The 25,453-nt window shown below is 63.1% G+C and carries 24 protein-coding genes; 11 read left to right on the top strand and 13 right to left on the bottom strand.

Annotated elements, in window-relative coordinates:
- Positions 1 to 15 precede the first annotated feature (15 nt).
- From EP837_RS15905 to EP837_RS15870, 8 genes are all read right to left on the bottom strand, one after another.
- Positions 16 to 1,959 carry a flavin-containing monooxygenase gene (locus tag EP837_RS15905; protein WP_066531686.1) on the bottom strand — a complete coding sequence of 648 codons (1,944 nt, stop codon included), beginning with the start codon at positions 1,957 to 1,959 and terminating at the stop codon, positions 16 to 18.
- 77 nt (positions 1,960 to 2,036) lie between these two features.
- Positions 2,037 to 2,675, bottom strand: coding sequence for a TetR/AcrR family transcriptional regulator (locus EP837_RS15900; protein WP_066530757.1), 639 nt, complete (start codon positions 2,673 to 2,675; stop codon positions 2,037 to 2,039).
- A 1-nt stretch (position 2,676) separates the two neighbouring features.
- Positions 2,677 to 3,948, bottom strand: coding sequence for a sulfotransferase family protein (locus EP837_RS15895; protein WP_197486353.1), 1,272 nt, complete (start codon positions 3,946 to 3,948; stop codon positions 2,677 to 2,679).
- Between the two features lie 40 nt (positions 3,949 to 3,988).
- A complete protein-coding gene (locus tag EP837_RS15890) occupies positions 3,989 to 5,062 on the bottom strand; it encodes a zinc-dependent alcohol dehydrogenase (protein ID WP_225870616.1) in 1,074 nt (357 codons plus the stop codon).
- A gap of 261 nt (positions 5,063 to 5,323) precedes the next feature.
- On the bottom strand, positions 5,324 to 6,760 hold the full coding sequence (locus EP837_RS15885; protein WP_066530746.1) for an NAD-dependent succinate-semialdehyde dehydrogenase: 1,437 nt from the start codon (positions 6,758 to 6,760) through the stop codon (positions 5,324 to 5,326).
- 131 nt (positions 6,761 to 6,891) lie between these two features.
- A complete protein-coding gene (locus EP837_RS15880) occupies positions 6,892 to 7,815 on the bottom strand; it encodes an acyl-CoA dehydrogenase family protein (RefSeq protein WP_066530742.1) in 924 nt (307 codons plus the stop codon).
- A gap of 13 nt (positions 7,816 to 7,828) precedes the next feature.
- Positions 7,829 to 8,983 carry an acyl-CoA dehydrogenase family protein gene (locus EP837_RS15875; protein ID WP_066530740.1) on the bottom strand — a complete coding sequence of 385 codons (1,155 nt, stop codon included), beginning with the start codon at positions 8,981 to 8,983 and terminating at the stop codon, positions 7,829 to 7,831.
- Between the two features lie 88 nt (positions 8,984 to 9,071).
- The gene (locus EP837_RS15870; protein ID WP_066531679.1) at positions 9,072 to 9,944 is read right to left on the bottom strand and encodes a LysR family transcriptional regulator; all 873 of its coding nucleotides are present in this window, start codon (positions 9,942 to 9,944) and stop codon (positions 9,072 to 9,074) included.
- A 101-nt stretch (positions 9,945 to 10,045) separates the two neighbouring features.
- On the opposite strand from EP837_RS15870, the gene EP837_RS15865 reads away from it, so the two are divergent.
- The 6 genes from EP837_RS15865 (at position 10,046) to EP837_RS15840 (ending at position 15,537) form a co-directional block, all read left to right on the top strand.
- The gene (locus EP837_RS15865) at positions 10,046 to 10,846 is read left to right on the top strand and encodes a crotonase/enoyl-CoA hydratase family protein (protein WP_066530738.1); all 801 of its coding nucleotides are present in this window, start codon (positions 10,046 to 10,048) and stop codon (positions 10,844 to 10,846) included.
- Positions 10,843 to 12,087: a CaiB/BaiF CoA transferase family protein gene (locus tag EP837_RS15860; protein ID WP_066530736.1), complete on the top strand. Its 1,245-nt coding sequence runs from the start codon at positions 10,843 to 10,845 to the stop codon at positions 12,085 to 12,087. The genes EP837_RS15865 and EP837_RS15860 overlap by 4 nt, the downstream gene beginning before the upstream one ends.
- 49 nt (positions 12,088 to 12,136) lie before the next feature.
- On the top strand, positions 12,137 to 13,036 hold the full coding sequence (locus EP837_RS15855; protein WP_066530733.1) for an NAD(P)-dependent oxidoreductase: 900 nt from the start codon (positions 12,137 to 12,139) through the stop codon (positions 13,034 to 13,036).
- 13 nt (positions 13,037 to 13,049) lie between these two features.
- Complete coding sequence (locus tag EP837_RS15850; RefSeq protein WP_066531677.1) at positions 13,050 to 13,904, top strand: sugar phosphate isomerase/epimerase family protein; 855 nt, start codon at positions 13,050 to 13,052, stop codon at positions 13,902 to 13,904.
- 114 nt (positions 13,905 to 14,018) lie between these two features.
- On the top strand, positions 14,019 to 14,978 hold the full coding sequence (locus tag EP837_RS15845) for an AEC family transporter (RefSeq protein WP_082919746.1): 960 nt from the start codon (positions 14,019 to 14,021) through the stop codon (positions 14,976 to 14,978).
- 97 nt (positions 14,979 to 15,075) lie between these two features.
- Positions 15,076 to 15,537 (top strand): hypothetical protein, encoded by a 462-nt coding sequence (locus tag EP837_RS15840; RefSeq protein ID WP_066530730.1) that lies wholly within the window; start codon positions 15,076 to 15,078, stop codon positions 15,535 to 15,537.
- Positions 15,538 to 15,546: 9 nt separating this feature from the next.
- Here EP837_RS15840 and EP837_RS15835 read toward each other — a convergent pair whose 3' ends face one another.
- On the bottom strand, positions 15,547 to 15,957 hold the full coding sequence (locus EP837_RS15835) for a low affinity iron permease family protein (RefSeq protein ID WP_066531675.1): 411 nt from the start codon (positions 15,955 to 15,957) through the stop codon (positions 15,547 to 15,549).
- Positions 15,958 to 16,016: 59 nt separating this feature from the next.
- Positions 16,017 to 16,364 (bottom strand): hypothetical protein, encoded by a 348-nt coding sequence (locus EP837_RS15830; RefSeq protein WP_066530728.1) that lies wholly within the window; start codon positions 16,362 to 16,364, stop codon positions 16,017 to 16,019.
- Here EP837_RS15830 and EP837_RS15825 point away from each other — a divergent pair.
- From EP837_RS15825 to EP837_RS15805, 5 genes are read left to right on the top strand one after another with little or no spacing between them, the layout of a single operon-like run.
- On the top strand, positions 16,354 to 17,961 hold the full coding sequence (locus tag EP837_RS15825) for a putative bifunctional diguanylate cyclase/phosphodiesterase (protein WP_197486352.1): 1,608 nt from the start codon (positions 16,354 to 16,356) through the stop codon (positions 17,959 to 17,961). The two genes, EP837_RS15830 and EP837_RS15825, sit on opposite strands and share 11 nt — an antisense overlap.
- Positions 17,958 to 18,689: a LysM peptidoglycan-binding domain-containing protein gene (locus tag EP837_RS15820; protein ID WP_066530721.1), complete on the top strand. Its 732-nt coding sequence runs from the start codon at positions 17,958 to 17,960 to the stop codon at positions 18,687 to 18,689. The genes EP837_RS15825 and EP837_RS15820 overlap by 4 nt, the downstream gene beginning before the upstream one ends.
- Positions 18,686 to 20,416: a serine/threonine-protein kinase gene (locus EP837_RS15815; protein WP_156518655.1), complete on the top strand. Its 1,731-nt coding sequence runs from the start codon at positions 18,686 to 18,688 to the stop codon at positions 20,414 to 20,416. Before EP837_RS15820 ends, EP837_RS15815 begins: the two co-directional genes overlap by 4 nt.
- Positions 20,416 to 21,426, top strand: a complete 1,011-nt coding sequence (locus tag EP837_RS15810) for a type VI secretion system-associated FHA domain protein (RefSeq protein ID WP_066530718.1) — start codon at positions 20,416 to 20,418, stop codon at positions 21,424 to 21,426. Before EP837_RS15815 ends, EP837_RS15810 begins: the two co-directional genes overlap by 1 nt.
- On the top strand, positions 21,423 to 22,163 hold the full coding sequence (locus EP837_RS15805) for a PP2C family protein-serine/threonine phosphatase (RefSeq protein ID WP_082919743.1): 741 nt from the start codon (positions 21,423 to 21,425) through the stop codon (positions 22,161 to 22,163). The genes EP837_RS15810 and EP837_RS15805 overlap by 4 nt, the downstream gene beginning before the upstream one ends.
- A 199-nt stretch (positions 22,164 to 22,362) precedes the next feature.
- Here the strand turns inward: EP837_RS15805 and EP837_RS15800 are convergent, their stop codons facing one another.
- The 3 genes from EP837_RS15800 to EP837_RS15790 form a co-directional block, all read right to left on the bottom strand.
- Positions 22,363 to 23,040 (bottom strand): hypothetical protein, encoded by a 678-nt coding sequence (locus EP837_RS15800; protein ID WP_066530716.1) that lies wholly within the window; start codon positions 23,038 to 23,040, stop codon positions 22,363 to 22,365.
- An 88-nt stretch (positions 23,041 to 23,128) separates the two neighbouring features.
- Positions 23,129 to 24,208 carry a Rieske 2Fe-2S domain-containing protein gene (locus tag EP837_RS15795; protein ID WP_066530715.1) on the bottom strand — a complete coding sequence of 360 codons (1,080 nt, stop codon included), beginning with the start codon at positions 24,206 to 24,208 and terminating at the stop codon, positions 23,129 to 23,131.
- A 745-nt stretch (positions 24,209 to 24,953) separates the two neighbouring features.
- On the bottom strand, positions 24,954 to 25,346 hold the full coding sequence (locus EP837_RS15790; protein WP_197486351.1) for a restriction endonuclease: 393 nt from the start codon (positions 25,344 to 25,346) through the stop codon (positions 24,954 to 24,956).
- Positions 25,347 to 25,453 lie beyond the last annotated feature (107 nt).

Genomic DNA, 25,453 nt, shown 5'->3' with positions numbered 1-25,453 from the left:
ATCCATCGAAGCTGCTCAATGCAGTTCGAAATTCTCCTTCGCCGGCCCGCGCGTCTGGTTCCATAGGTCCACAAGCCGCCACGGCCAGGACAGAAAGACGCGACCCTTGGAGTTATTGTAGTAGCTGTTCGCGCGCGGGTGGGTCCAGATCATATTCTTCATCTGTTCCTCGACCTGGCGGTTCCAGGTCTCGAACGCTTCCTGCTTGGGCTCCACGGCCCGGGCGCCGCTGGCGTTGATCCAGTCGAGGCATTCGATGATGTAATTCACCTGCGCCTCTGAGATCAGGTTCTGGCCCGCCGCATGGTTCGGCGCGCTGTTCGGGCCAACGGTCATGAAATAGTTGGGATAGCCCGGCACCGTCACGCCAAGATAGGAACGCGGATCGTCCTTGCCCCATTCGTCGCGCAGCGAGCGGCCGCCCTTGCCGATGATTTCCAGCTTGCCCATCATGTTGGCGACGTCGAAGCCGGTAGCGCAAATGATGATGTCGAATTCATACTCCGTCCCGTCCTTCAGGCGGATGCCCTTGGGGGTGAAGCATTCGATCCCGCCCTGCTCCAGTGTGACGTTGGGCTGCTTGAGCGCGTCGAGCCAGCCCGCGTCCAGAATGATGCGCTTGGAGAAGATCGGGAAGTCCGGCGTCATCTTTTCCTTGAGATCGGGGCGGTCGTGGAACTTCGCCTCCAGATGGGCAAGCGCCCACTGCCGCGCACCTTCGTTCATGGCGGATACGGACGGGCTGTCCACCGGCCATTCGGGATCCTTCACGACGTTCGCGTAGAGGCCATCAGCCGCGAACCAATAGACGCGGAAACGGAACCATTCACGGAAGTGCGGGATGTAGCGCAGGGCGAACTTCATGCCCGGCGACACTTCATGATTGATCTCGGGATTGTAGATCGTCCAGTAGCGGGTGCGCTGGAACACGGTGAGTTCGCTGACCTGATCGGCGATCGCGCCGATCAGCTGCGCGGCGCTTGCGCCCGTGCCGATGATGCCGACGCGCTTGCCTTCGAGCCGTGTTGACGGATCCCAGTTCGCCGTGTGCATGATCTTGCCCTGGAAGTCTTCGCGGCCCGGAATGTCGGGCCACTTCCAGCGGTTGACCGGACCGTGGGCGTTGATGACAGCGTTGGCGCGGATCACTTCTTCGCTGCCGTCCTTGCCACGGACCGTGATGTTCCACACCGCGTCTAGATCGTCATAGCGCAGCGCGAGGACTTCGGTGTTAAAGCGGATGTTGCGGCGAAGTTCATATTTGTCGGCGACGTGCAGCAGGTACTTCTGCATGTCCACGCCCTTGGGATGGTAGTGCGTCCACTCGGGCGTGATCTCGAAAGAATAGGAATAGAAGTGGCTGGGCGTGTCGACGCCGACGCCGGGATAACGATTTTCGTACCAAGTACCGCCGACTTCCGGATTCTTTTCGATCACGATATGCTCGTAACCGGCTTCCTCCAGCTTCAGTGAAGCGGCAAGGCCGGTCATGCCCGCGCCGATCACCAGCACCTTGAAGTCGGACTTGGGCGCAGGGCGTCCTTCGATCTCCTTACGCGGCTTGGGCAGCTTTAGCCCGATCTGGTCGAACAGCAGCGGCAGAAATTCGTCGGCGACTTCCTCGCCCACGCCCACGCTCATCATCCGCTGCATCAAAGCTTCGGACGGATCATCCTCACGCGCGGCGCCCGGGGTCGTCAGCACATGCAGCAATTTGGTGCGCAGTTCGTGCAGATATTCGTTCGGGATTTCGGTGCCAGGAACCGCGAACGGCGGTTTGATATAGTTGCCGAACACGTCCAGCATCGCGGCATCGTGGGTCAAATGGACATAGACCATCAGCAGCGTCTGGATATTTGCTTCTTCCAGGGCGGTGTGCAGTTCTTCGGTGTCGGCGAGCGGCAGGCTACGGTCGTGCCAATCCCGTGCAATCACTGCGCCATCAACATGTTCAGCCATTTCTTCCATCCCTCTCCGACTCAAAAGCGGATAAGTAAGTAAACACTCACTTGTGATAGCAACCGCGGTTCCTTTGGTCAAGCCGCCGCCGCATTTGCACCTCTCTCTGTCCCGCGCATAAAGGTGCGCACCGCTATTTCGACGTGCAGTCTGCATTGCTGCTCGTCCGGCAACGCATCATCAACCAGCAGGGCGTTGTGAACGGGCGCTAATATCATCGATAAAAGGAGCATGGCGGCGCTGCCGCTGTCCCTTTTTGAAATACCTGTCCGCACCAGATACTCGGCAAGAGGCCGCGCGAGATAGTCATCCCGACTTTGCCGGATCAGCGGCCCAAATTCGCTGAACTCATGAGCCTCGCGCATCAACAGCCGGGCCATGCCAACAGTCGATGGGCGAGTGAATTCCTGGAGCAGGGCAACGCCGAACGCACGCAGGTCGGACTCTGGCTCAGCGGCATCGCTGAACTGCGCCAAGGGAAAGCGCTCAACTCCGGCGTTAAGACAGGCTCGAAAAAGCGCAGCCTTATCCTCATGCCAAAGATAGAGTGTGCGCTTGGACACCCCCGCCGCCTGAGCGATCGCATCCATGGTGACGGCGCGATAGCCTTGCCGGATAAATTCTTCGCGCGCGATCTGCAGCAGGCGGCGCTTTTTTGCGAGCGTCTGGTCCGCACGGCCGATCGGCGCCGGGATGGCAGAGCTGTCAGCCTCCACCTTAGACCTCATGCCGGACAGGAAAACGCTCATAATAAAAGGCGAACCGCTCACGCGCGGCGGCTTCGTTCAGACCGAATACGCCTTCGAGATCATAGACAACCTTGCCATGTTTGTTGCGAGGATTTTCGTCCAGATAGCCGAGCAGCTGAGCCTCGACCTCCGATGTCAGTTCCAGCCCCGCAAGATTGTAAACCCGCCGCATCACGCGCTCCTGATCGGCCATATATTCATGGAACAGGATGTCGGCCGACTGATCAGGACCCCATGCCTCGCGCTGATCAACGCAAGCGCGCAGCAACCTTTCTATACGGTCGAGCCAAAGCTGGGCGAGGGCGGGCGGGTCCACCGGATCGCGGCGGATGCGATCACTATAGCCCAGCATGGTAGTCAGCGACCGCAGCACCGCGATGGGATCGCGATGGGTGATGACCATCGTGGCATCGGGGAAAACCGTCTTGATTGCCGCCAGATTTTCCATGTGCTGCGGCGATTTCAACAACCAGCGGTTAGGTCCGCGATGCCATGTCAGGACCTGCAGCACCTTCTTTTCATAGGCGTAGCTGGGCGTGCGGTCGTGCGCGAAATAATAGTCGATCCACCGGGGGATCCGTGATTGGAACTCCCAACTATAGCAGTTGAGATCCATGTAGAGCAGTTCATTGTCCTCATGGATGGACGCTGCGTCCATCCCGTGCATCGCCGCCATGTGCGGCAACATCGCCTCGAACGCGCTCCAAAATTCGGCGCTGCGCACAGCGCGGGGATCGACTTCGCCCGGTGCAAGATCGCGCAGCTGAACCGGCTCCTCCGATTCCCACAGCGTAAGCGATCGCAGCCGCTCGTCGCGCGACAGCCAGTTGACCAGATGGGTAGTGCCCGAACGGGGCAGGCCAGCGATGAACAGCGGCCGATCGATCTCAATCTCTAATATCTCGGGATGCCGCTTGACCAGATCCTCTATATGAAGACGATTTACCATGACGCGGACGAGATGGTTCAGCAGCGTGATCCGTGCCCCACGGGTAAGGCCCTCATCCTCGTCCCACGCCTGCAGCGTCACCGCCATGCGCTCACGAAAGCTTTGATCGTCGCCAAAATCATCCAGGCCGCCCGCTTGGACGATCGCGCTGGCAAGCACCTCTTCCACCGTCATTCGGTCAGGCACATTCGCAGGCCCGTTGCGGGCGGCAAGGATCGCGGGGGTGACCACCGGGTCGGCCATGTCGTCGATACGGATTTCCTGCAGCTCGCGCAGCTGAACTTCACTCATGTTTAGATCCTCTGGATTGTGGAGCGGTTATGCCCGCCTCTCACGCGACTTGTGGAAAAGTGACGATCACCTTGGCCGACGCCTCCGGATCTGCGGCGGTTCGGAAAGCTTCGTCCAGCTGGTTGAAATCGATCCGATGGCTGATCAGCGGATCGACATTCACCTTTCCGACAGCCAGCATTTTCACGCACTCGTTGAACTCTTCCGCCCGATCACTCGCGATCGACCCGGAAATGCTGAACTCATTGGCCATCATCTTCCAAAGATTGATGGGCATCGGCTTTTTATGTAGCGCGACGATGACCACACGGGACTGATATTTCGCCAGTTCCAGTAATTCACCTAGGGCCTCTTGCGACCCTGCCGCATCGATGATGACATCGCTGCCCACGAAGGGCAGACCATACCGCTCCCCTGTTCCATGCGCTTGGCCGACGGCATGGCCCAACGACTCGCACGACGGATTGACGGTAACGCTCGCCCCAAGCTGGCGCGCCCGTTCCAGCCGGGCGTCGCACAGATCCGCGATCAGGATGTCGCTTATGCCCCGATGGCGAAGGCAGATGACGGTACATAGGCCGATTGGACCCGCGCCCAGAACCACAACCTTATCCCCCGGCTCAACCCGGCCGATGTTCAGGCCGTGCATCGCCACCGACAATGGTTCTGCCAGAGCGGCTTTTTCCAGCAGCAGACTGTCTGGGATGGGACAAATTTCCAAGCCGACGCGCGCATTCTCCACCAGGATGAACGGGGCGAACGCGCCCGGCCCGCCACCGCCGATAAGCCCGCTATCGGGGTTGACGGCGCAGCGTTGACCCGGCGCTATGTCGCGCACCTCGGCTCCTACCTGCTCGACGATGCCGGCAAATTCATGTCCAAGCGGCAAAGGTTCAGTAAGTGGCGCACCGCCCATATTCCCTGCGGCGACATAGCCGAGGTCGCTGCCGCAAACACCCGTTGCGCCCACGCGCACCAGTACATCATACGGCCCGATTGCTGGCACTTCCACCTGGTCGATGCGCATGTCCCCCGCACCATGCACGCGGGCCAGCGGCATTGTGGCCGGAAGCGCTGGGCTAGGGCTCGCACCCAAAACTTGAGAATCGCTCATGACGTCCTCTCCTCCTCATCTTTCTTTGTCTCGTTGGTAAACTTATCAGTTTCCTAGTCAAGCCGATTATAGCGAAAGACGTCAAACGGACATGCGTAAAGGATCCCCGCACTCCCATGCAGGAAGGCGCGCGGAACAACTGACGATTTCCTGATGCGAAGGCGGCGGCGAAAGATGCCGCGCCAAGTAGCTTATCCTTCACCTCCTTGTCAGGAGGCGGAGGAGGGCCGACGTAAGTCTATTATAGCGGCTGATTGATGTTCAGACGATCTTCGCCGTCACCAAGAAGGGGCGCAGATAGGCGTCCATGCCTTCGATACCACCTTCGGAGCCCATGCCGCTGTCGCCCACGCCGCCGAAGGGCGTTTCGGGCATCGCCATGGCATAATGGTTGAGGCCCAGCATGCCTGCATTGATGCGCTCTGAGATCTTGCGCTCCGTGCTCAGACTGTTGGTGAAGGCATAGGAAGCCAGACCATAGGGCAGACGATTGGCTTCGGTCAGCGCGGCGTCGATGTCATCGACCGGCATCACTAGCATCAGCGGGCCGAAGGGTTCCTCGTTCATCGCATCCATTTCAGGCGTCATGCCCGACAGCACGGTCGGCTGGAAGAAATAGCCGCGGTTGCCGATCCGCGATCCACCCGTTTCGATCTTTGCGCCACGCTGCACGGCGTCGGCGGCCAATGCCTCGATCTTTGACAGCTGCCCCGCGGTGGCGAGCGGACCCATCTGCGTGTCCGCATCCATACCGTCGCCGACGCGCAGCTTGCTTGCCGCTTCGGCGACGCCCGCGACGAACTCGGCATAGATCGGCTTTTCGACGAGGAAGCGGGTCGGCGACACGCATACCTGGCCGCCGTTGCGGAACTTGAACTCGGCCGCCAGCGGCACAACCGTGTTCAAGTCCACATCCCGCGCGATGATCACCGGATTATGGCCACCCAACTCCATCGTCACCTTCTTAAGGTGCTGCCCGGCGGCGCTCGCCAGAATGCGGCCGACGCGGGTCGAGCCGGTCAGCGTCACCTTGTGAATTTCGGGCGCGGCGCAGAGCGCAGCAGAGATTGCGGGCGCGTCGCCCCAAATGACGCTCAACGCGCGCGGGGGGAGACCGGCGGCGAGCAGGGCGCCGACGATGCGCCAGCCAGAGCTTGGAGTCTCCTCCGCACATTTCAGGACTACCGAACAGCCAGCGGCCAGCGCCGGGGCAACCTTCTGCATCACCGTCCAGGCGGGGAAATTCCAGGGCGTGAAGGCAGCGACCGGGCCGACCGGGCGACGGTGCACGGCCCAACGCATGTCGCTCGCCCGGGTGGGGATCAGGCGGCCATAGGCGCGGCGTCCTTCTTCGGCAAACCAATCGAGCAGATCGGCCGACGCCATCCATTCGCCCCGCGCCTGCACCAGCGGCTTGCCGCTCTCGCGAGTCATCTCGGCAGCGGCTTCTTCAACCTCGGCGCGCATCTGGTCGGCGGCGCGGCGCATGATTTTGCTGCGGTCGAAAGGCGCCATCGCCGACCATTGCGCAAAGCCCTCAACCGACAGGCGCGCAGCCTCAAGCGCTTCTTCCGCGCCGCAATTCGGGATGTTCGCGATCACTTCCTCGGTCGAGGGATTGACCAGCGGCATCGTCCCGAGCGAACCCTGCTTGCGTTCCTGACCGTCGATGATGGGATAGGGCGTCGAAATGGTCATGCGATTATGGTCCTCTACCTCAAGCGCTGCGCCGCACGGATCATCTGTTAGGGCGCAGCCCAGGGCTGCTGGCTGCGCCTCTTAGCGCCCTAGACCAACACGCGACAACCCCTTGCGTCGGGAGCTTGCGATCAGGCGCCCCGAATGAAATCAGCAGTTGGCTTGGCAGGCTCCGCCATGCGCAACTCCCCAAGCACCCCAGCCCAATAGCCTTCCGATCCGTCCGCCAGGCGCCAGCCATGCAGACGGCGGGTCAACAGTTGCAGGTCATATTCCTCGCTAATGCCGATCGCACCATGGACGGCATGAGCGATTGCGGCGATCTGTCCTGCGGCAAGGCTCGTGCCATGCTTTGCGATGGCAGCGTCCACGAGCTTCGGCCGCAACCCCGCCCGAGCGCCGATCGCGGCGGCGATGCGAGCGGCGACGGCCTGCTCGGCGAGGACGGACAGCTGCTGCTGCACGGCCTGCTGCTTGCCGATCGGCTTGCCGAACTGGACGCGTTCATTGGCGTAGGCGACGGTCATTTCCATCACGCGCTCCGCCGCACCGGAGATCAGCAGCGCGCGCAGCGCGGCAGCGATCGGGCGCAGGGCCTTGCCGTCGAGCCCGCTCACATAGGCCCCGCCGTCATGTGGCACGCCCGTCGGTTCGACGTTCGCTGGCGTCACTACCGGCGCGTCGGGCGCGCCGGAGAGGATGTGGGTAGCCACGGCGGCGAAAGGCGCAGCGCCCGCGCCGGTGGCGATGGCGATCGGCCCTTCGGGCGCTTCGACGCCAGCAGCGGCGAGCAGCGCGCGGGCGACCATCGTATCGCCGACCGGCAGCGGCACGGCATGGCGGCCGAGCAGCGCGATCAGCGAGGCGGCGTCGCTCAGCGACAGGCCAGCGCCGCCGGATTCCTCGGCGACCAAGGCGTCAAGGAAGCCGGATTCCAGGAAAGCCTTCCACATCGCTGCGGTATCGCCGCCCTGTTCAATCTCGCGGATCGCGGCGGGGGTGCAGATATCTTCGATCAAGCGGGCGAAGGGATCGATCAGTTCGGACATGTCCATGGAGTGGCTCCCTTCAGCGCAGGCCAAGGCCGCGGGCGATGATGCCGCGCAGGATTTCACGCGTGCCGCCGCGCAGCGAGAAGCTGGGCGCGGCATAGGTCACATAAAGTAAGGTGCGGTAGAGTTCCGGATCGACCGGCTCATCCGGGTTGGCAGCCAGGTCATCCCCGATCAGCTGGGGCACCGCCTGCTCGAAACTGGTGCCGAGATCCTTCATCAGCGAGGCTTCGACAACCGGGCTCTCGCCCGCCACCAACCGCGCGGTCACGGCGAGCGACATTTCGCGCAGCACCGCCTGCTGCGCCATCAGGGATCCGACGAGGCGCAGCGTGGCGCTGTCCTTCCGCCCAACCGCTTCGAGATGACGCACCCAGGCATCGATTAACACTACGGAGGAATAAATGCGCTCCGGTCCGCTGCGCTCGAACGCAAGCTCCGCGGTCACCTGCTTCCACCCCTGCCCTTCCGAACCGATCAGGGCGTCGGGGGCGAGACGAACATCTTCGAAAAAGACTTCGGCGAAATGCGCGTCGCCGGTCAGGTCAACGATCGGACGGATAATGACGCCGGGCGCTTTGAGATCGACGATCAGCTGGGACAGGCCCTGTTGCCGGTCGGCGCTGGTGCCCGATGTGCGCACCAAGGCGATCATATAATCGCCATGCATCGCGTTGGTGGTCCAGATCTTCTGGCCGTTGAGCAGCCAACTACCGTCTGCCTGCTGTTCGGCGCGGGTGCGGACGCTGGCGAGGTCTGAACCGGAGCCTGGCTCGCTCATGCCGATGCAGAAGAGCGCTTCGCCCTTCGAGATGCGGGGCAGGTAAAAGCGGCGCTGTTCCTCCGTGCCGTAATGCAGGATCAGCGGGCCGCTCTGGCGGTCGGCGATCCAGTGCCCGGCGACGGGAGCGCCAGCCGACAGCAGTTCTTCCACCACAACGAAGCGGGTGAAGGGGCCGCGACCCATGCCACCATATTCCTTGGGCAGAGACAGGCCGAGATAGCCGGCCTGGCCCAATTTTCGGCTGAAAGAGGCGTCGAAACCCTGCCAGGAGCGAGCGCGGCGGCTGACGGGCAGCTCGGCGATGGCTTCGTCGATCAGAGCGCGCAGGGCGGGGCGGATCGCCTCATCCTCGGGCGGCAGGGCGGAAAGGGTCAATGTTTCGAACAAGCCGGCCTCGTGAAACCATCAATGAAGTGGCGAACTGATCGCGTTTTGCGGGAGAAGTGTCCAATATCGAATTGGCGCAATTTGATAGTTAGTCGCTATTGGATGCGATCGCGGCGAAGTTTTGAGCGAGCGGGCTGGGCGTGTCGCGCGGCAGGGCGACGCCGGTCAGGACGGGCACCGGGCTGGCGAGGTGGACCAGGCGGACGCCCTGCGGAACCGATCCTGCGGCGCGGGAAGGGACGAGCGCCACGCCGAGGCCCGAGCGGACGAGGGCGAGAACGGCGCTGAGCTGCGCGGCTTCCTGCGCGACGATGGGCATGAACCCCGCCTTTTGGCAGGCGGTCAGCGTGATCGAATGCAGCACGCTGATGCGGCTTTGCAGGATGAAGGGCTGCGCGGCGAGATCGCTCAACTCCACGCTTTCCGCGTCGGCGAAGGGGCTGCCCTCTGGGAGCGCGGCATATAGTTCGTCCGGGTCGATCACCTGCGTGTCCACGGCCGCGATCTGAAGCAGCGGCAGGCGCACCAGCCCAACGTCCAATTCGCCCGCAGCCAGCTTGCGCGCGATTTCCATGCTTGTCGCTTCCTCCAGCACCAGTTCGACGGCAGGATAGCGTCGGCGATATTCCGTAATGAGGCGCGGCAGCAGTTCGAAGGTCGCCGAGCCGACAAAGCCAACGCGCAGCCGCCCCCTTTCCCCAGCAGCCCCTTCTCGCGCGGCTTCCCGAAAGCGATCGGCCTGCGCCAGCGTAGCCCGCGCCATCTCCAGCGAGGCGCGGCCCGCCGCCGTCAGCGTCACGCCCCGCGCACTTCGCACGAACAGCGCCGCGCCCAATTCGTCCTCCAGCTTGCGGATGGCGACCGTCAGCGGCGGCTGCGACATATTCAGCCGCTCGGCCGCACGGTGGAAATTGCCCGTTTCGGCCAGCATGACAAAGTAGCGAAGCTGACGCAGTTCCATGATAGCTTCCATATATCGGATAAACGAAAATCAATATTAGCTTGGCGCAGGGCGCGCGCCTAGCGTGCCCCGTCATTTCATCCTGCATTGGGAGAGTCCGCTTGGAACCGTTCCTTCTCGTCGAGCGCGACGGCCCCGTCGTCATCGCCCGTTTCAACCGCCCCGATGAACGCAACACCATCACCGAGGTCGCGCATAGCGAGGAAATCGTCGATTTCTGCCGCCACATGGTGCGCGACACATCGGTTCGGGCGATCGTCCTGACCGGCAATGGCAAGGCGTTCAGCGCGGGCGGCAACGTCAAATATATGGCCGAACGATCGGGCATGTTCGGCGGCTCGCCCTATGAGATCCGGAATTCCTACCGCACCAGCGTGCAGATGATCGGACCGGCGATCCACGAACTGGAAGTGCCCATCATCGCCGCGATCAACGGCCCGGCGATCGGCCTGGGCCTCGACATTTCCTGCATGTGCGACATCCGCCTGATGGCGGACACGGCCGTCGTGGCGGAAAGCTATGTGAAGCTCGGCATCATTCCGGGCGGTGGCGGCGGATGGTTGTTGCCGCGCCTGATCGGGCCGCAGCGCGCCAATATCATGACGCTGACCGGCGAAGCGATCAACGCCGCGACCGCGCTGGAATATGGCCTGGTCGCCGAAGTGCTGCCCGCCGACAAGCTGATGGACCGGGCGCTGGAACTGGCGGGCAAGATCGCCGCTAATCCGGGCCACGCCACCCGGATGGCCAAGCGGCTGATGCGCGAAGGGGCGGACATGAAGCTGCCAACGCTGCTGGAAATGGCGGCGGGTTATCAGTCGCTCGCCCATTATACCGAAGACCATCATGAAGCGATCGCCGCCTTCCTCGGCAAGCGCGCGCCGGAGTTCCAGAACAAGTGAGCGACAAGCAGACGCCCACCGGGCCGCTCGCCGGGATCAAAGTCCTCGATCTGTCCCGCGTGCTGGCCGGACCGTGGACGACGCAAATATTGGGCGACCTGGGCGCGGAGGTCATCAAGATCGAACAGCCCGGACAGGGCGACGACACGCGCCGCTGGGGACCTCCTTTCCTCGACGACGGGTCCAAGGACGCGGCCTATTATCTGTGCGCCAACCGCAACAAGCAGTCGGTCGCGATCAACCTCGCCGACCCGCGCGGCGCGGAGTTGATCCGGCAGATCGCGCTAGACGCGGACATCGTCGTGGAGAATTTCCGTGTCGACGGGCTCAACAAATATGGCCTCGACTACGCCTCTCTGTCCAAGATCAATCCGAAGCTCATCTATTGTTCGATCACCGGCTTTGGCCAGGATGGCCCCTATAAGGATCGGGGCGGCTATGACTTCCTGATCCAGGGGATGAGCGGTCTCATGTCGATCACCGGCCGTCCCGACGATGAGGCAGGCGGCGGCCCGATGAAGGTCGGCATTCCGATCAGCGATCTGGTGACGGGCCTTTATTCGGCCATTTCCATCCTCGCCGCGCTCGCGCATCGCGACCGCACTGGGGAAGGCCAGCATATCGACATGGCGCTGCTGGACACGCAGGTGTCGCTGCTCGCCAACCAGGCTTCCAACTATCTGAACGGCGGCATGATCCCCCGCCGGCTGGGCAATGAACACCCCAATACCGTGCCCTATCAGGATTTCTCCTGTTCCGATGGCGACATATTGGTGGCGCTGGGCAATGACCGGCAGTTCCGCAGCTTCTGCGAACTGATCGGCCGCCCCGACCTGCCCGACGATCCGCGCTTCATCGACAATGGCCATCGCTCGCCCAACCGCAAGGCGTTGCAGGACGAGATGCGGCCTGCCATCGCAAAATGGAAATCGGACGATCTGATCGCGGCGATGGAAGCAGCCAAGTTGCCGGGCGGACGCGTCAACGAAATCCCCGACATATTGGCCGACGAGCATGTCGTTGCGCGCGGCGTCATCAAGGACATGCTCCGGTCGGACGGCACGCCGGTCAAGGTGCTGGGCTATCCGGGGAAATTTTCCAAGACGCCCGCCGACTATCGCCGTGCGCCACCGCGTTCGGGTGAAGATACGCGTTCGGTGCTGACCGATGTTCTGGGATTGTCCGAAGGTCAGATCACCGCGCTTGTGGAAGCGGGCGTTGTCGCGGAAAAACTTCACTGATTTTTTTGAATCGTCGCGCAAGCGCAGACGGCATTGAGAGGAAGAAACAATGACCACCAAGATCGGCTTCATCGGCCTGGGCGCGATGGGCCTGCCCATGTCATCGAACCTGCAGCGCAAGGGCTTTGCGGTGACGGTCTATGACATTGACGACGCGAAGATGAGCACGGTTGCCGAGCTGGGCGCGAAGAAGGCGGCGAATGTCGCCGAAGCCAGCCGCGGCCAGGACATCGTCATCACCGTCCTGCCCGCGACGCAGCATGTCGAGGCGGTGGTGCTGGGTGAAGATGGCGTGCTGGCGAATATCGACGCTGGCGCATTGCTGATGGACCTGTCCACCATCGACGCCAAGGGCACCGATCGCGTGGCGGAAGCCTGCCGCGCCAAGGGCATCGCCTTTGTCGATGCGCCCATCGGCCGCCTGGCGCTGCATGCCGAGCGGGGCGAATCTTTGTTCATGGTGGGCGCTGAGGACCCCGATTTCGCGCGTGTCGAACCGGCGTTGAACGCCATGGGCACCGACATCTTCCGTTGTGGCAAGCCCGGCATGGGCAGCCGCATGAAGGTGATCAACAATTTCATGCTGCTGTCCACCGCGCAGGTGGTCGCCGAATCGATCGCGCTTGGCACCAAGCTCGGCCTCGACATCCAGACCATCCATGATGTCACCGGCAACACCACCGCGCGCAATGGCCAGTTCCATGTGCTGATGGTGAACAAGGTGCTCAAGGGCGATGTGGAGCCGGGCTTCACCATCGACCTGGCGTTCAAGGACCTGAGCCTTGCGATGAACGCAGCGGCGGAAAATCGCGTTGGCCTGCCCATGGGTGCGGCTGCCCATGCCGTGTTCGGCGGCGCGCGTGCGGGCGACTATGCGACGAAGGATTATTCGGCGCTGCTCGACTATGCCTGCCGCAACGCCGGGATCGAACCGCCGCGGATGGATTGAGCGGAGCGGCCCGATGGGCGCGCCGCAGCTGATCGCTACCTGCTGGACGACGGCAGGTGATGTGCGCCCGGACCGGCCGGACAATCTCGGCCGCTTTCCGCTAGAGCAACGGATCGAGGCGGCGGCGCGTGCAGGCTATGCGGGGAACGGCTTTTGGCTAGGCGACCTTATCGCCTGGCAGGAGCGTGGCCTTGGCTATGCGGCGCTGAAGCAGCGCCTGGCCGATGCGGGGCAGCATCTGGTCGAGCTGGAATTCCTGATAGACTGGTTCGCGGCGGGCCAACGGCGGGCCCAGTCGGACGCAGCGCGCGCGCAGCTGTTTCGCGCCGCCGATGCGCTGGGCGCTCGGCATGTGAAGGTCATGCCGCCCTTTCTGCCCGACGATCCCCAAGACGCCGATCTTGCGGCGGAATTTGCCGAGTTGTGCGAAGAAGCAGCGGGCCATGGGCTGATGGTGGGGCTGGAGATGCTGCCATTTTCAAGCCTGCCCAATCTGGAGGCGGCGCTAGGGATGGTGGCGGCGGCGAACGCCCCCAATGGCGGGCTGCTGATCGATATATGGCATGTCGTGCGCGCCGGCGGCGTTGTGGCGGATGTCGCGCAGGTGCCCGGCCGTTTCATCATCGCGGCCGAACTGTGCGACGCCATGATGGCTATGCAGGACAGCATCACCGAAGACACGATGCGGCATCGCAAGCTATGCGGCGAGGGCGAGTTCGACATCCCTGGCTTCATCCGCGCCCTGGGTGAGGCGGGCTATGATGGTCCCTATGGCGTTGAAATATTGTCCGATGCCTTCCGCCAGCTGCCCCTTGCGGAAGCGGCGCAGCGCAGCTTCGACACGAGCGCCGCGCAATTTAAGCGTTGATCGCATCCTACCCGCCGCTGATTGTCATTGGCGTATCTACGATTGCACAAAAAGCCGTTTTCGTCGCCCACAGCTTGGCATAGGGGACGCAGCGGTGCGGCAGCAAATGCCGCCATGCTGGGGGCAGTATATTCCATGGCGGTGACGATCTTCGGCGCGTTAATGCCGGTCTTCGGATTGATCCTGATCGGCTATATTTGCGGTCGATACGACATATTGGGCGACCGCGCGTTCGAGGTGCTGAACCGCTTCGTCATCGCGATCACGCTGCCGATCCTCACCTTCCGATCGATCGCGCATATGGATCCGCGCAACCTGGCCGTGCCGGGCATGTTCGCCGCCGTGATCCTGGGCGCGCTGGCTACTTATGGCCTTGCCTTCGCGATCGCGCGGCACTTTGGGCGATCGGGCGCGAACGCGAATATCGCAGCGCTATGCGCCTGTTTTAGCAATACGGGCTTCATCGGCCTGCCGGTCGCGACACTGGCCTGGGGTCCGGAGGCGGTGGCGCCAGTGTCCGTGACGATGCTGATCTATTCCGCCATCGTCTTCACGGTCGGGCTGGTCATGAGCGAGGTGACGGCCAGTCAGGGCCACGGCATTACCACCGGCCTGAAGCTGGCCGCGCGATCGACCGTTCGCAGCCCGTTGATCCTGCTGTCGGTCGCAGGCTGCATCTGGTCGGTGCTCGGCCTACCGCTGACCGGCCCGGCCGACGTGTTGATGGCGACATTGGCGCAGGCGACGGCGCCGTGCGCGCTGACGGCCATAGGCATCTTCATCGCCCTTCCCCGCCGCACCGCTACGCCAGGGCCGATCGGCCGCGTCGTCGCGCTGAAGCTGCTGGTCCAGCCGTTAATCACCGCCGCGATCCTGTGGATGCTGCCGCCGATCCCGCCGCTCTGGGCGAAGGTCGCGATCCTGATGGCAGCGATGCCGTGCGGCGCGTCCAGCTTCGTGCTGGCGGGCAAGGCAGGCCGATGGGCGATGGAGCTGAGCGCATGGGCGGTAATGCTGACGACGACGCTCGCCTCCCTGTCGCTGATCGGCATATTGTGGTGGCTGGGCGCCTAAGCCTTACCGGATGATTAACGGGGCGCTGACCCTGTCCCTTCACCGCTTGGAATGAGGTCTCGCGATAGGCTTGCCGCGGGGACGGTCGGAGATTTACGTGGTCAGCATCAACAGCAACGGCAACGCCTGGGCCAATTGGAATGCCAAAAATTCCAGCGGCAGCACCGCAACCACCCCGCCAGCGACGACGGCCGAGCCCATAGCGCCTGCCCCTATGACCGCGCCTTCGGGGGAGACCAGCAGCGGCGCGGCGACCGTACCATCCCCTATAACGGCAGCGCCCGAGCTGGCTTTAGTCTATCCGCCCCCGGCGCGGACGAACATCGGGCAAGTGTCGGCCCCATCACATTCGCTCGATGGCTTGCTGTCCGAGGCTGGTTTCTTCTCGCGCAGCGCTGCGGCCGAGACATCTGCCAGCACCGCCGCCGAACCGGCGGCCAGCAGCGCGATGCCCGCAGCGCTCAGCGCAGCCGAAGTCGTTGCCCGCGCCGCTTATGCGATCGTGGCGGAGGCAGGGGCGGACAGCGCGACCGCCTCGCTGATCAAGCAGTTCGGATAGGCGGGCGGCTCAAGTCCGCCGCAGCACATGTTCGACGCTGTCGTCGGCCGTCGCAGCCTTCCCCTCCTCCTCACCGACCTCCTTTTCCAGCGCGGCGCGGATCTCCTCCACCTCGCCCGCGCTGCGATGCTCGATGCCGATGAACTGCTCGCGCGCTGAATCGAGCGCCCGGATCACCTCATCCAGCTTCGCCTGCATCGCTGCCGCGTCCCGGTTTTGACTGTTCTGGATCAGGAAGACCATCAGGAAGGTGATGATGGTCGTGCCGGTGTTGATGATGAGCTGCCAGGTATCGGAATATTGAAAGACGGGTCCGGTAAGGCCCCAGACGAGGATGAGCCCGAGCGCCAGCGCGAAGCTCAGCGGTTGACCCGCGGCAGAGGCGATGCGCGTGGCTATGGCGGTGAAGATGCGATCCATGATGTGTCTCTCGTCCATTGCCGCTGGTCGTTCGGAACCAGCAATGATTAGAAAAACATTCAACGAAGCGAAATGATCAAAAGCGCCGCGATAAAAGCCGCCGGATATGCCATATCGACGCTGAGCGTCATTCTGCTGGGCATCGTGTCGTGGAAAAGCGCGCACACGATCCCATGCTCGCCCTGTGCCTCGTGGCCGGGACGCTCACCTCCATAGCGGGGATGGCGCTGCGCTGGCTGTCCTACCGGATCGAGGACGAGGATGGCGCGAACCAGCGATAGATAGACTTTCAAACCCTGATCCCTAATCCAGATCAGGCGGTTCATGGCAATCACGACTGCTGCTTTAATCATCTGTTTCACAATTGCCGGTACTGCATCGCCTGAAAGGGTGAGCATGCCGCGCATTGGTCACAGGGTGCAGGAGAGGAAAATCCGGCCGGGCTTTTGGCTGGCGGCTCTCCTTTTGTGCGTCGCCTTGCCCGCCGGCTTGCTGGCCTTCCGCCAAGCGGCCCTGCCTCTCCTGATCATTCTATCCGTAGCGGCGCTCGCCTATTTAGCGGTAGAAGGCTTCTGGCTGATCCGCCTCGGACGTTCCCTTGGCGTAGGAGGCTCCTGTCCCATGGGGCGCGCCGTCCATGGGCGGGTCCTCAAACTCATCGACGCCAACCGGTCGATCGCCCAGCGCCTGGTGCAGCGCCATGGCGTATCGGGACTGCCGACCCGCGAAAGGCTGATCCAGGCGATGAGCGAGGGTCCCGGCATTTTGGGCATCATCGAATTTGCCGACTTCGACCGGCTGAGCGCCATCGACCCGGAAAAGGCCGATCAAGTCCTCGCCGAGATCGCGCAGCGGATCACCCGGATGGCAGGGACGACGCGGATCGCCGCGCATGTCGATCGCGCACACTTCGCCCTCTGGTTCGCCGGTGCGTCGGAAAATGAGGCGGCCCCCGCGTTGCAGGCGATCACCTATGCGCTGCAGGACCGCATATTGATCGGCGGCGAGGAACTGCTGCCCGTCATCCGCATGGGCCATATGCTATGCGATCCTGCAGCCACCCCGGCGGAAAAGCTGCTTTCCCGCGCCTTTTCCACTCTGGCTGCGCGGCACAGCGGCGCGCTTAGCCCGGCCGACGCGCTATCGCAGGCGACAGGCTACGATTTCGCGCTGGAACAGGACCTGCGCCGCGCCATTACCAGCGGCGAGTTTGAGCTGTGGTTCCAACCCTTCATCGACGCGCGCAGCCAGTCGGTTTGCGGCGCGGAAGCCCTTATCCGCTGGCGTCATCCAACGCGCGGGTTCGTTTCGCCCGCCGAGTTCATTCCGCTCGCCGAAGCGGCCGGACTAGCGGACGAGATTGGCACATGGGTCCTTGACGCTGCCTGCCGCGCCACGCGTAGTTGGTCGGCGACCGGCCTGCCCGCCGTCAAGATCGCGGTCAACGTTTCGGGCCGCCAGCTCGAACGCGATGGTTTTGACCGCCTCGTTGAACGGACGCTCAGCCGTCACGGCCTGCCGCCCCACCTGCTGGAGCTGGAGCTCACGGAGACCATCGCCATGGCCGATTCCCGTACGGCCGCCCTTCTGTTCGAGCGGTTAAGGGCGCTGGGCGTGGCGATCTCCATCGACGATTTCGGCACCGGCTATTCCAGCCTCAGCTATTTGAAGAAGCTGTCCTTCGACAAGCTCAAGATCGACCGGGAGTTCGTGACGGATGTGGACAGCCGGCGCGATTGCCAGGCGATCTGCCAGTCCATCATCGCGTTGGGCCGCGGCCTTGGCATCAACGTGCTGGCCGAAGGAGTGGAGCGCCCGGAGGAAATGATCTGGCTGCGCCGTCATGGCTGTCAGCTGTTCCAGGGGTTCCATTTCGCCCGCCCGATGCCCGAAAGCGATTTCCTGGCCTTCGCCCGCGATCGCCAGGCCATTACCCGCCTGTTCACCCCAAAAACCCTGCCGTCGCCCGGCAGACCAGCCCCGCACGCAAGGATCGCCCGATGAGGATTATCGCACCAACACTGATCGCCATAGTGGCGATCAGCCTTGCCGGTTGCGCGTCCAAACCGGGCAACAGCGCGCCGCGGCCCGCCATGGTGCAGCAGGTCAGCAACGCGCAGGAACTGGGCGATGTCGTTTCCCTGCTCGACCAGGGCGACGAAGCGGGCGCGCGCAAGAAGCTGGAGATGATGCTGAAGCGCGATCCCGCCGACGCTCGGTCCCGCAATCTGCTGGACAGCATCAGCGCCGATCCGGTCGCGACGCTGGGTGCGCAAAACTTCGCCTATCGGGTCGAGACGGGCGACACAATGCAGGGTATCGCCCAACGCTTCCTGGGCGACCGGATGAAATTCTACCTGCTGGCCCGCTATAATCAGGTCGCTGCGCCCGGATCATTGAAGCCTGGGCAGACGGTTCGCGTCCCCGGCGTACGGCCCAAGGAAGCGTCGGCTCCCCCGCCCCGCCCGCGTCCTGAAACGCCGCCCGCCCCCGCATTAAAGCCTGCGCCATCCGCCGCTACCCCGGCGCCTGCCCCCCCGCCGCGCACCGCCGATCCTCGCCGCGCCGCCCAAATGCGCTCCGCAGGTCTCACCGCCCTTAACAAGGGGCAGGTCGGCAATGCCGTCGGCCTGCTGAGCCAAGCCCTTCGGCTCGACCCCGGCAATGCGTTGATCCAGCGCGACCTTGATCGTGCGCGACGGCTTCAGGCCATGGTGAGGGCGCGGCGATGATAAGCCAGAATGGACCCGAAGAGATGAGCTGGATCGGACGATACCGGATCGATGAGCCTATTGGCGAAGGGGCGATGGCGCATGTTCATCGCGCGCATGACCCCAGCATCGATCGGCCGATCGCGATCAAGCTGCTGAAGCCCGAATTTCGATCCGACAGCGAAGTTTCCCGCCGTTTCCTGAGCGAATCCCGCGCGGCGGGCATGTTAAGCCACGCCAACATCGTCACCATCTATGATGTCGGCGAAGCAGACGGCACGCCCTATATCGCGATGGAATATGTCGATGGCGTTCCGCTGGACGATCTGCTGGCGGCGCAGGGCCGCCTAACCGCCGACAAGGTCGCGGTGCTAGGCGCGCAGATCGCCAGCGCGCTTGCCTATGCCCATGAGCAGGGCGTCGTCCACCGCGATATCAAGCCGTCCAACATCCTGATCTGCGACAATGGCAAGACGGCCAAGCTGCTCGATTTCGGCATCGCCCGCATCGATGGCCGCGACGTTGCCGCCTCGGAGCGGCACGCCGCCCGGACGCAGGCTGGCGCGGTGCTGGGAACGCCGCGCTATATGAGCCCCGAACAGGCGCTTGGCCTAGCGGTCGATGCGCGATCCGACCTCTTCTCGCTCGGCGTCGTCCTCTATGAAATGGTGACGGGCAAAATCGCCTTCACCGGCACGGGGCTCGCCACGCTCGCCATCCAGATCGCGCAGGAACAGCCGCTGGAGATCGCGCGGCATGTGCCCGATTGCCCAAAGGGGCTGCGCTTCCTAATCGGCAAGCTGCTCGCGAAGAAGCCGGACCAGCGTTTTGCCGACGCCGCGCAGGTGGCCCAGGCGCTCCGCCGCGAATTTGACGCGGCGACCGGCGACCTTGACCAGCGGCAGGAAGGAAGGATGCAGCGCTATCGCATGCCGTTCTTGCTCGGGCTTTCCACGTTGCTCGCGCTTGGCACTGGCGTCGATTTCGTGGTGCAGCGTGAAAAAGCGGTCATGCAGGAGATGGCGCTGACCTCCGGCTCCTCGATCGCCTCTTTTGTCGCACGCAACGCGGCGCTCCATGTCGCGGAAAATGCGGGACGACCGGCTGCGGAGCAGGATTGGGCGCCCTTGCAAGCCTTCGCCGTGGCCGCCGCCAGCGACCCTAGCCTGCGCCATCTCGTCATTGCCGATGAGCGCAACATCATACGCGCGGCAAGCAACCCCCGCCTTTTGGGCACGCGCTATCAGGCGGCCACCGCCGAAGCCCCCCTAAGCTCCGCCGCCGGGTCCGCCGTGACCCAAACGCGGGGCGGCTTCCGCTTTGTCCAGCCGGTGCGATATGCTGGCGTGCCATTCGGCAAGGTCGATGTGGTCATCGAACGCGGATCGCTCGACATGGCGCAACGCACCGCCACCCTGCTGCTCGCCGGTTTCGCAGTCTTCGTGACGCTGGTCCTCGCCATTTGCAGCGCCGCCAGCGTGCGCATCTGGAGCCGTCCGCTCCGCCGCCTGCGACGCGCGCTCGACGATGTAACGGCGGGCAATCTGTCCTTTCGCATCTCGCACCGTCGCAAGGACGAGATTGGCGGATTGTTCGACTCCCTGAACCGCATGGTGGCCTCACTCGCGGACCGGCACGATAATGTTGCGACTGCGCTGGCCGATGCGGAACGCGCAATGCTGATGACGCGGATCGATCCCATGACGGCGGCTGATGCGGCCGGGCAAAAGAAGAAGAAGGTGGCCTGATGTATATCTTCCGCCTGTTCAACAAGGATGATGCGCTCACCCCCGTCGATGCTAGATTCCTGGCGGAAGGGGTGCTGACGGTCGGGCGCGATCCTGCGTCCGATTGGGTGATGATCGATCCCGACCGGGAAATTTCGCGATCGCATCTCACCATGCGTGTCGAAGATGGGCAGCTGCTGCTCCACTGCACCGGCGCGAATGGCGTGTTCGATGCGGCGACCGAAGAAAGGCTGCCGATCGGCGAGGATATTCCGATCGCCCCCCCGCAATCCATCCTGCTGGGCCGGTACCGCCTGGCCGCCGATCATGCGCCGCAAGCGTCGGTGAGCGGCGTAGCGGAAAATGGCACGCTGTTGATGACGCCACCGCTGGGCCACCGCATCGATGTGCCGAGCGAATGGACCGACGCGCCCACCCTGCCGCCGATCACGGCGGGCACGATGTTCGACGCCTTTTGCGAGGGAGCTGGGATCGAGGCCGCGCAATTCAGCGCGGAAGATCCGGCGGATATCCTGCGGCGCGCGGGGGCTGTCTATCGCCAGATGGTGCTGGGCGTCGGCGATCTGCTGGCCGAACGCGACCGCGTGCGCGGGCAATATCAACTGGCCCAGACCGTTATCACCAGCGCAGACAACAACCCTTTCAAATGGGCGCCCACTCAGCGGCTCGCGATTGACCTGCTGCTCGCCAGCGAGGCCAGCTTTTTGTCGGGGCCGGACGCGCTCAACGCATCCTTCCGCGACATCAAGAAACATCTTGTCGCGACCTTCCACGGCTTTCAGAAGAGCCTGACCGCCGCCGTCGGCAGCTTCGATCCGGTCTCCATCGCTTCGGCGACCCAAGGGCAAGGATCACTGCTGAAGGGCAGGGCCGCAGTCTGCTGGGAAGAGGCGTGCAGGCGGCACGAGGCGCTGGCGGCGGAGCTGGAGGGCGAGGCCGGGACGCTCAACGACGCCTTCGTCGCGGCCTATGGCGAAACCAGCGCGCAGCAGGAAGGCGCCGCTCGATGAGCGCCATGCACGCCGCCGCGCCGGAGCGGGATCCGGACCGCCGGCCTCATCATTCGGTTGCCCGCACGCATGTCGGAAAGGTCCGCCTGCTCAACGAGGATCGCTATCTGGACGCGCCCGAACGGGGGCTTTGGGCCATTGCCGACGGCATGGGGGGGCATGACGCCGGCGATGTCGCCGCGACGATGACCGTGCGCGCGCTGGCCGCGTTGTGCGATGCCGCAGGTCCGATCGACCTAGGCGCGATCGGCGGCGCGTTGCAGGCCGTCAACAGCGGCATCCGCAGCCATATGCGCCAGCGCGGACAGCATGGCGGTTGCACCGTCGCAGGGCTGTGGCTGGATGAAGGGCGGGCGCATATCTTCTGGGCGGGCGACAGCCGCGTCTATCGGTTCCGCAACGACCGTCTGGAGCGGCTGACGCACGACCATAGCCTGGTGCAGCAGTTGCTGGATGCGGGGGCGCTCAACGCCGATCAGGCCGCGCGCCATCCCCAGGCCAATGTCATCACCCGCGCGCTCGGCGTCGATGATGCGGTGGAAGTGGAGCTATGCACGCTAGACCTCGGCAGCGGCGACCGCTTCCTGCTCTGTTCCGACGGCGTGACGGCTGAACTGAGCGACGGCCAACTTGCCGGCTATATGCGAGAAGCGCCCGGCGAAGAGATGAACGCGATCATGGGGGCGGCGCTGGAGGCAGGCGGCAGGGATAATCTGACGCTGATCATGGTGGGCTGACTGGGGGACTCGCAAGGGCACCGAGAGGCGCGCGAAATCCATGCCTCGCCCTCTGCGGGAGAATTGGGTGTCGACTATCGATCTTTGCCGATCCTTAAATCACGCAGCTCCGTTCGGGCCGAGCCGTCGAAGGCCACTCCCTAAGCGAAGAGGCACCCTTCGACAGGCTCAGGGCGAACGGAGACGGGTGAATAATGGATCAGAGTTCGACCACCGACAGGATGTGGCTGTCATAGCCGGGCCAGACATAGTCGAATTCGAGGATCAACGTATCGCCGATCTGGCCGCTCGACAGCAGGTCGGTTTCCACGAACAGCTGAAGGCCATTGCGGCCATAGGCGTAGCGCGTGACGTCGCCAAAAGCGGGTGAAGCGTCGAGCCGCGCGTCGATTTCAGCATTGCCAAGGCGCGGGCGGTTCACCGTCACCTTCAAACGACCCTTGAGATCGGGGTCGTTCTTGTTCGCATCGATCAGGTCGAGCGTCATCTTTTCGACCACATCCAAGGAATCGACGAGCGTGCCGACATGGAAGGTATATTCAGGATCGGCATCAACTGCGTCGCGCAGCGCCTTGACCGCCTCATGCTCCTTGTCCGTGCCATAGCCCAGCGCCTCGCGCGCGGCCTTGTTCAGCGCGGCTTGCGCGGCGGGCAAAGCGGACAGATAGAATATGCCGTCGCCCCGGCCGCTATGCTGATTGTGCACTACGAAGCGGTAGAAATTGCCATTCGGGAAGGGCAGCATCTGCGTTTCGACAAAACCAAGGAGCTTGAGCAGCTTGGCCGCAGCCGGGCCGTTCTCGGCATTGGGGTAGAATAGGGCGACATGCCCCATCGATCGGACGCATTCCTGCGCTTCTGCTGCTAAAGTCGCCATCTCGTCTCTCCTCCTCAGGCCGCTATGCACGGCATTTTGTTACGAAACCCGCAGGACCGCCGCCAGCGCGACAGTCCTTCCCGGCGTTTTAGGCGGCTTGCGTCGAGCTACGCTTGTCGAGCGTGACATGCAGGCCGTTGGTGCGTTTATGCAGGTCGGGGGTCTTGTCTCGGGGATTGTAGAACTGCTTGTACCAGGTGCGGACCTTGCCATAGGGGCCGTCGCTCGGGATCACGAGCGGGTTGAGGCACGCCTTCTTGTTCTGCCAGATCTCGACATCCTGGGCGAAGGCCAGGCGGCTGCCTTCCTGATATTGCAGCGCCGCTTCGCGCAGGTCATCGGTGACCGGCGCAGAGCCGTCATTCACCTGCACCATCAGGCCGTGCCAGACGCGGATCTTGCCATCCTCGATCGGCGTGTGGGTGATGAGGATGAAGCTGTTGAACGTCCCCTCCATCTCTGACTGCAGGATCGAAGGGCCGGTGTACCAGGTGTCGAGCGTCAGCACGTCGTCCGGGTTGGTCACCAGCGTGCGGTGGCCAGCGGCATAATATTGGTGGACGATGTGATCCTTGAACTCATTGGCGAAATAGACAAAGTCCTTCGCCCCATGGATGGGCACGAAATGGCCAAAGTCGGCCATATTGTCCACCACCTCGATCGGGTGGATGTCGAGATCGCCCATAAAATCGATCTTCCAATTGACCCAGCCCGGCGCGTCATAATGGCCGCCAAAGTCGGGCAGGTCGAAATTGGGTTCGAGCCCTTCAGGATCATGCCAGATCCACACGGTGCCCGCACGCTCAACGACCGGGAAGGTCTTGAGCTTGGCCGCCTTGGGCACGAAGTCGGAATAGGGGATGTTCTTGCACGCGCCGTCGGGACCGAACTGCCAGCCATGGAAGGGGCAGCGGATCGAATCGCCCTCAATCTGCTCGCCGTCGCGCACGATGTAGCTGGTCGTGTTCTTCGCCAGATGCGCGCCCATGTGCGGGCAATAAGCCTCCGTCACATAAACCGTGCCGCTCTCGCCACGGTACATCACCATGTCCTGGCCAAGATAGCGCATCGCCTTGGGCGTCTTCGTCGCCTCGACGCTCTCCCCAACCATGAACCAGCCACGGGGAAACTCAAATTCTCCCAGACGATAGTCCGACGATTTGGCCATTATTCCGATCCTCTCACTCGGTGCCTGCGTAGCAGAACAGGGCCGATCCCGCCATATGCCACCATATGGCGCCAGCCCAACCGTGATAACTGATGGCGCACATTTTACGCAAAGCTATCAGTACGCGCAAGTTACTTATCGACAATCAGCTTGAATGAGCCCTTAACACTCCGCACTCCCCGCCCCTCTTCCATATTGGCGGAAGCGAGTGTTGCGCGCACGCAAAAGTCAGCGGCATCAATTCACGCCATGCGGACTGATAACGGCATCATATGCGCTCGCCTAATAGCGACCGGCAACTGCTCAATCTCGTCATCGCCCCCCTCAAGCGCTCGCTGCGGGTGAAGCCGGATTGGCGAATGGCTGAATGCGCTCGCCGACCATTCCCCACACTGGCAGGTCCATCTGGCTGAGCAAATTATCGGTCGCGAATATCTGCTCCAAGGCCGCGATAAAGAGGCAATTGAGGCGATCGCTCCGGCGAAACCCCTAGCCTTCATATGTCAGTGTCGCTCCGGTCCATTCGCGCGGAAAAGCTCTCGGATTTTATCGGCGCGTTCCTCGATGGTAACAGCCCATGAGCTCAGGCGCTGCTTGCTCAGCTTCCTGAATATCCAATACTCCTCCCCTGCCACCTGTCCACCGCGCGCGAATGGCTAAGGCGGCGCCCGCGCGAATGAACGTGTGGCCCTCCTCGCCTCTTCCAATGCACTCCGGCTGCCGTGCGCACCTTACGTTCGGGAACCTAGTTGAGCGATACTTCACGGTCCAGCATCTCGTGCAGGTCAAGGCCGTCCATGCAGATGACGTGCTTGCCGCGCCCGAAGGCGATCAGGCCCTCTTCGGTGAAGCCGCTGTTGCTCACAAAGAGACCACGGGTCCAGGCGGCCTTTTGTTCGATCTTGCCGCGAAATGTGTGCAGTTCGCCGACGCCGATCGGCAGGCCGTGCCATTTGGCGTCAAGCAGGTAGGTCTCGCTTCCAAGCTGGAAGCTGCCATCGATCTGCTCGCAAACGGAACGGCTCCTACGCCCGAAGGCGTCGATGAGGCCTTTGAGAACGCCTTCGAACGCATAGCCGCGTGCGTGCGGCGACAACCCGGCGATATGCATGAGATCCACTTTGATCTTGGCGATCACCGCAGAAGTGGCTGCTTGCTATGGCCGGTTTCGGATAGGGCAGAAAGCGCCATTTATTACGGCAATTGGCGCTCTGCCGTCTCCGCATATAGATCCACCTGGGCGCT

The sequence above is a fragment of the Sphingobium sp. EP60837 genome (genome assembly GCF_001658005.1).
Lineage (GTDB): Bacteria > Pseudomonadota > Alphaproteobacteria > Sphingomonadales > Sphingomonadaceae > Sphingobium > Sphingobium tyrosinilyticum.
This window is presented reverse-complemented; position numbering and strand designations above follow the sequence as displayed.

What these genes read in the sequence shown, in the direction of transcription:
- EP837_RS15905 (WP_066531686.1), bottom strand. Translation starts at nt 1,959, where the DNA reads ATGGCTGAACATGTTGATGGCGCAGTGATTGCACGGGATTGGCACGAC.
- EP837_RS15895 (WP_197486353.1), bottom strand. Translation starts at nt 3,948, where the DNA reads ATGAGTGAAGTTCAGCTGCGCGAGCTGCAGGAAATCCGTATCGACGAC.
- EP837_RS15890 (WP_225870616.1), bottom strand. Translation starts at nt 5,062, where the DNA reads ATGAGCGATTCTCAAGTTTTGGGTGCGAGCCCTAGCCCAGCGCTTCCG.
- EP837_RS15885 (WP_066530746.1), bottom strand. Translation starts at nt 6,760, where the DNA reads ATGACCATTTCGACGCCCTATCCCATCATCGACGGTCAGGAACGCAAG.
- EP837_RS15880 (WP_066530742.1), bottom strand. Translation starts at nt 7,815, where the DNA reads ATGGACATGTCCGAACTGATCGATCCCTTCGCCCGCTTGATCGAAGAT.
- EP837_RS15870 (WP_066531679.1), bottom strand. Translation starts at nt 9,944, where the DNA reads ATGGAACTGCGTCAGCTTCGCTACTTTGTCATGCTGGCCGAAACGGGC.
- EP837_RS15855 (WP_066530733.1), top strand. Translation starts at nt 12,137, where the DNA reads ATGACCACCAAGATCGGCTTCATCGGCCTGGGCGCGATGGGCCTGCCC.
- EP837_RS15850 (WP_066531677.1), top strand. Translation starts at nt 13,050, where the DNA reads ATGGGCGCGCCGCAGCTGATCGCTACCTGCTGGACGACGGCAGGTGAT.
- EP837_RS15845 (WP_082919746.1), top strand. Translation starts at nt 14,019, where the DNA reads ATGCTGGGGGCAGTATATTCCATGGCGGTGACGATCTTCGGCGCGTTA.
- EP837_RS15835 (WP_066531675.1), bottom strand. Translation starts at nt 15,957, where the DNA reads ATGGATCGCATCTTCACCGCCATAGCCACGCGCATCGCCTCTGCCGCG.
- EP837_RS15825 (WP_197486352.1), top strand. Translation starts at nt 16,354, where the DNA reads ATGCCGCGCATTGGTCACAGGGTGCAGGAGAGGAAAATCCGGCCGGGC.
- EP837_RS15830 (WP_066530728.1), bottom strand. Translation starts at nt 16,364, where the DNA reads ATGCGCGGCATGCTCACCCTTTCAGGCGATGCAGTACCGGCAATTGTG.
- EP837_RS15820 (WP_066530721.1), top strand. Translation starts at nt 17,958, where the DNA reads ATGAGGATTATCGCACCAACACTGATCGCCATAGTGGCGATCAGCCTT.
- EP837_RS15815 (WP_156518655.1), top strand. Translation starts at nt 18,686, where the DNA reads ATGATAAGCCAGAATGGACCCGAAGAGATGAGCTGGATCGGACGATAC.
- EP837_RS15810 (WP_066530718.1), top strand. Translation starts at nt 20,416, where the DNA reads ATGTATATCTTCCGCCTGTTCAACAAGGATGATGCGCTCACCCCCGTC.
- EP837_RS15805 (WP_082919743.1), top strand. Translation starts at nt 21,423, where the DNA reads ATGAGCGCCATGCACGCCGCCGCGCCGGAGCGGGATCCGGACCGCCGG.
- EP837_RS15800 (WP_066530716.1), bottom strand. Translation starts at nt 23,040, where the DNA reads ATGGCGACTTTAGCAGCAGAAGCGCAGGAATGCGTCCGATCGATGGGG.
- EP837_RS15795 (WP_066530715.1), bottom strand. Translation starts at nt 24,208, where the DNA reads ATGGCCAAATCGTCGGACTATCGTCTGGGAGAATTTGAGTTTCCCCGT.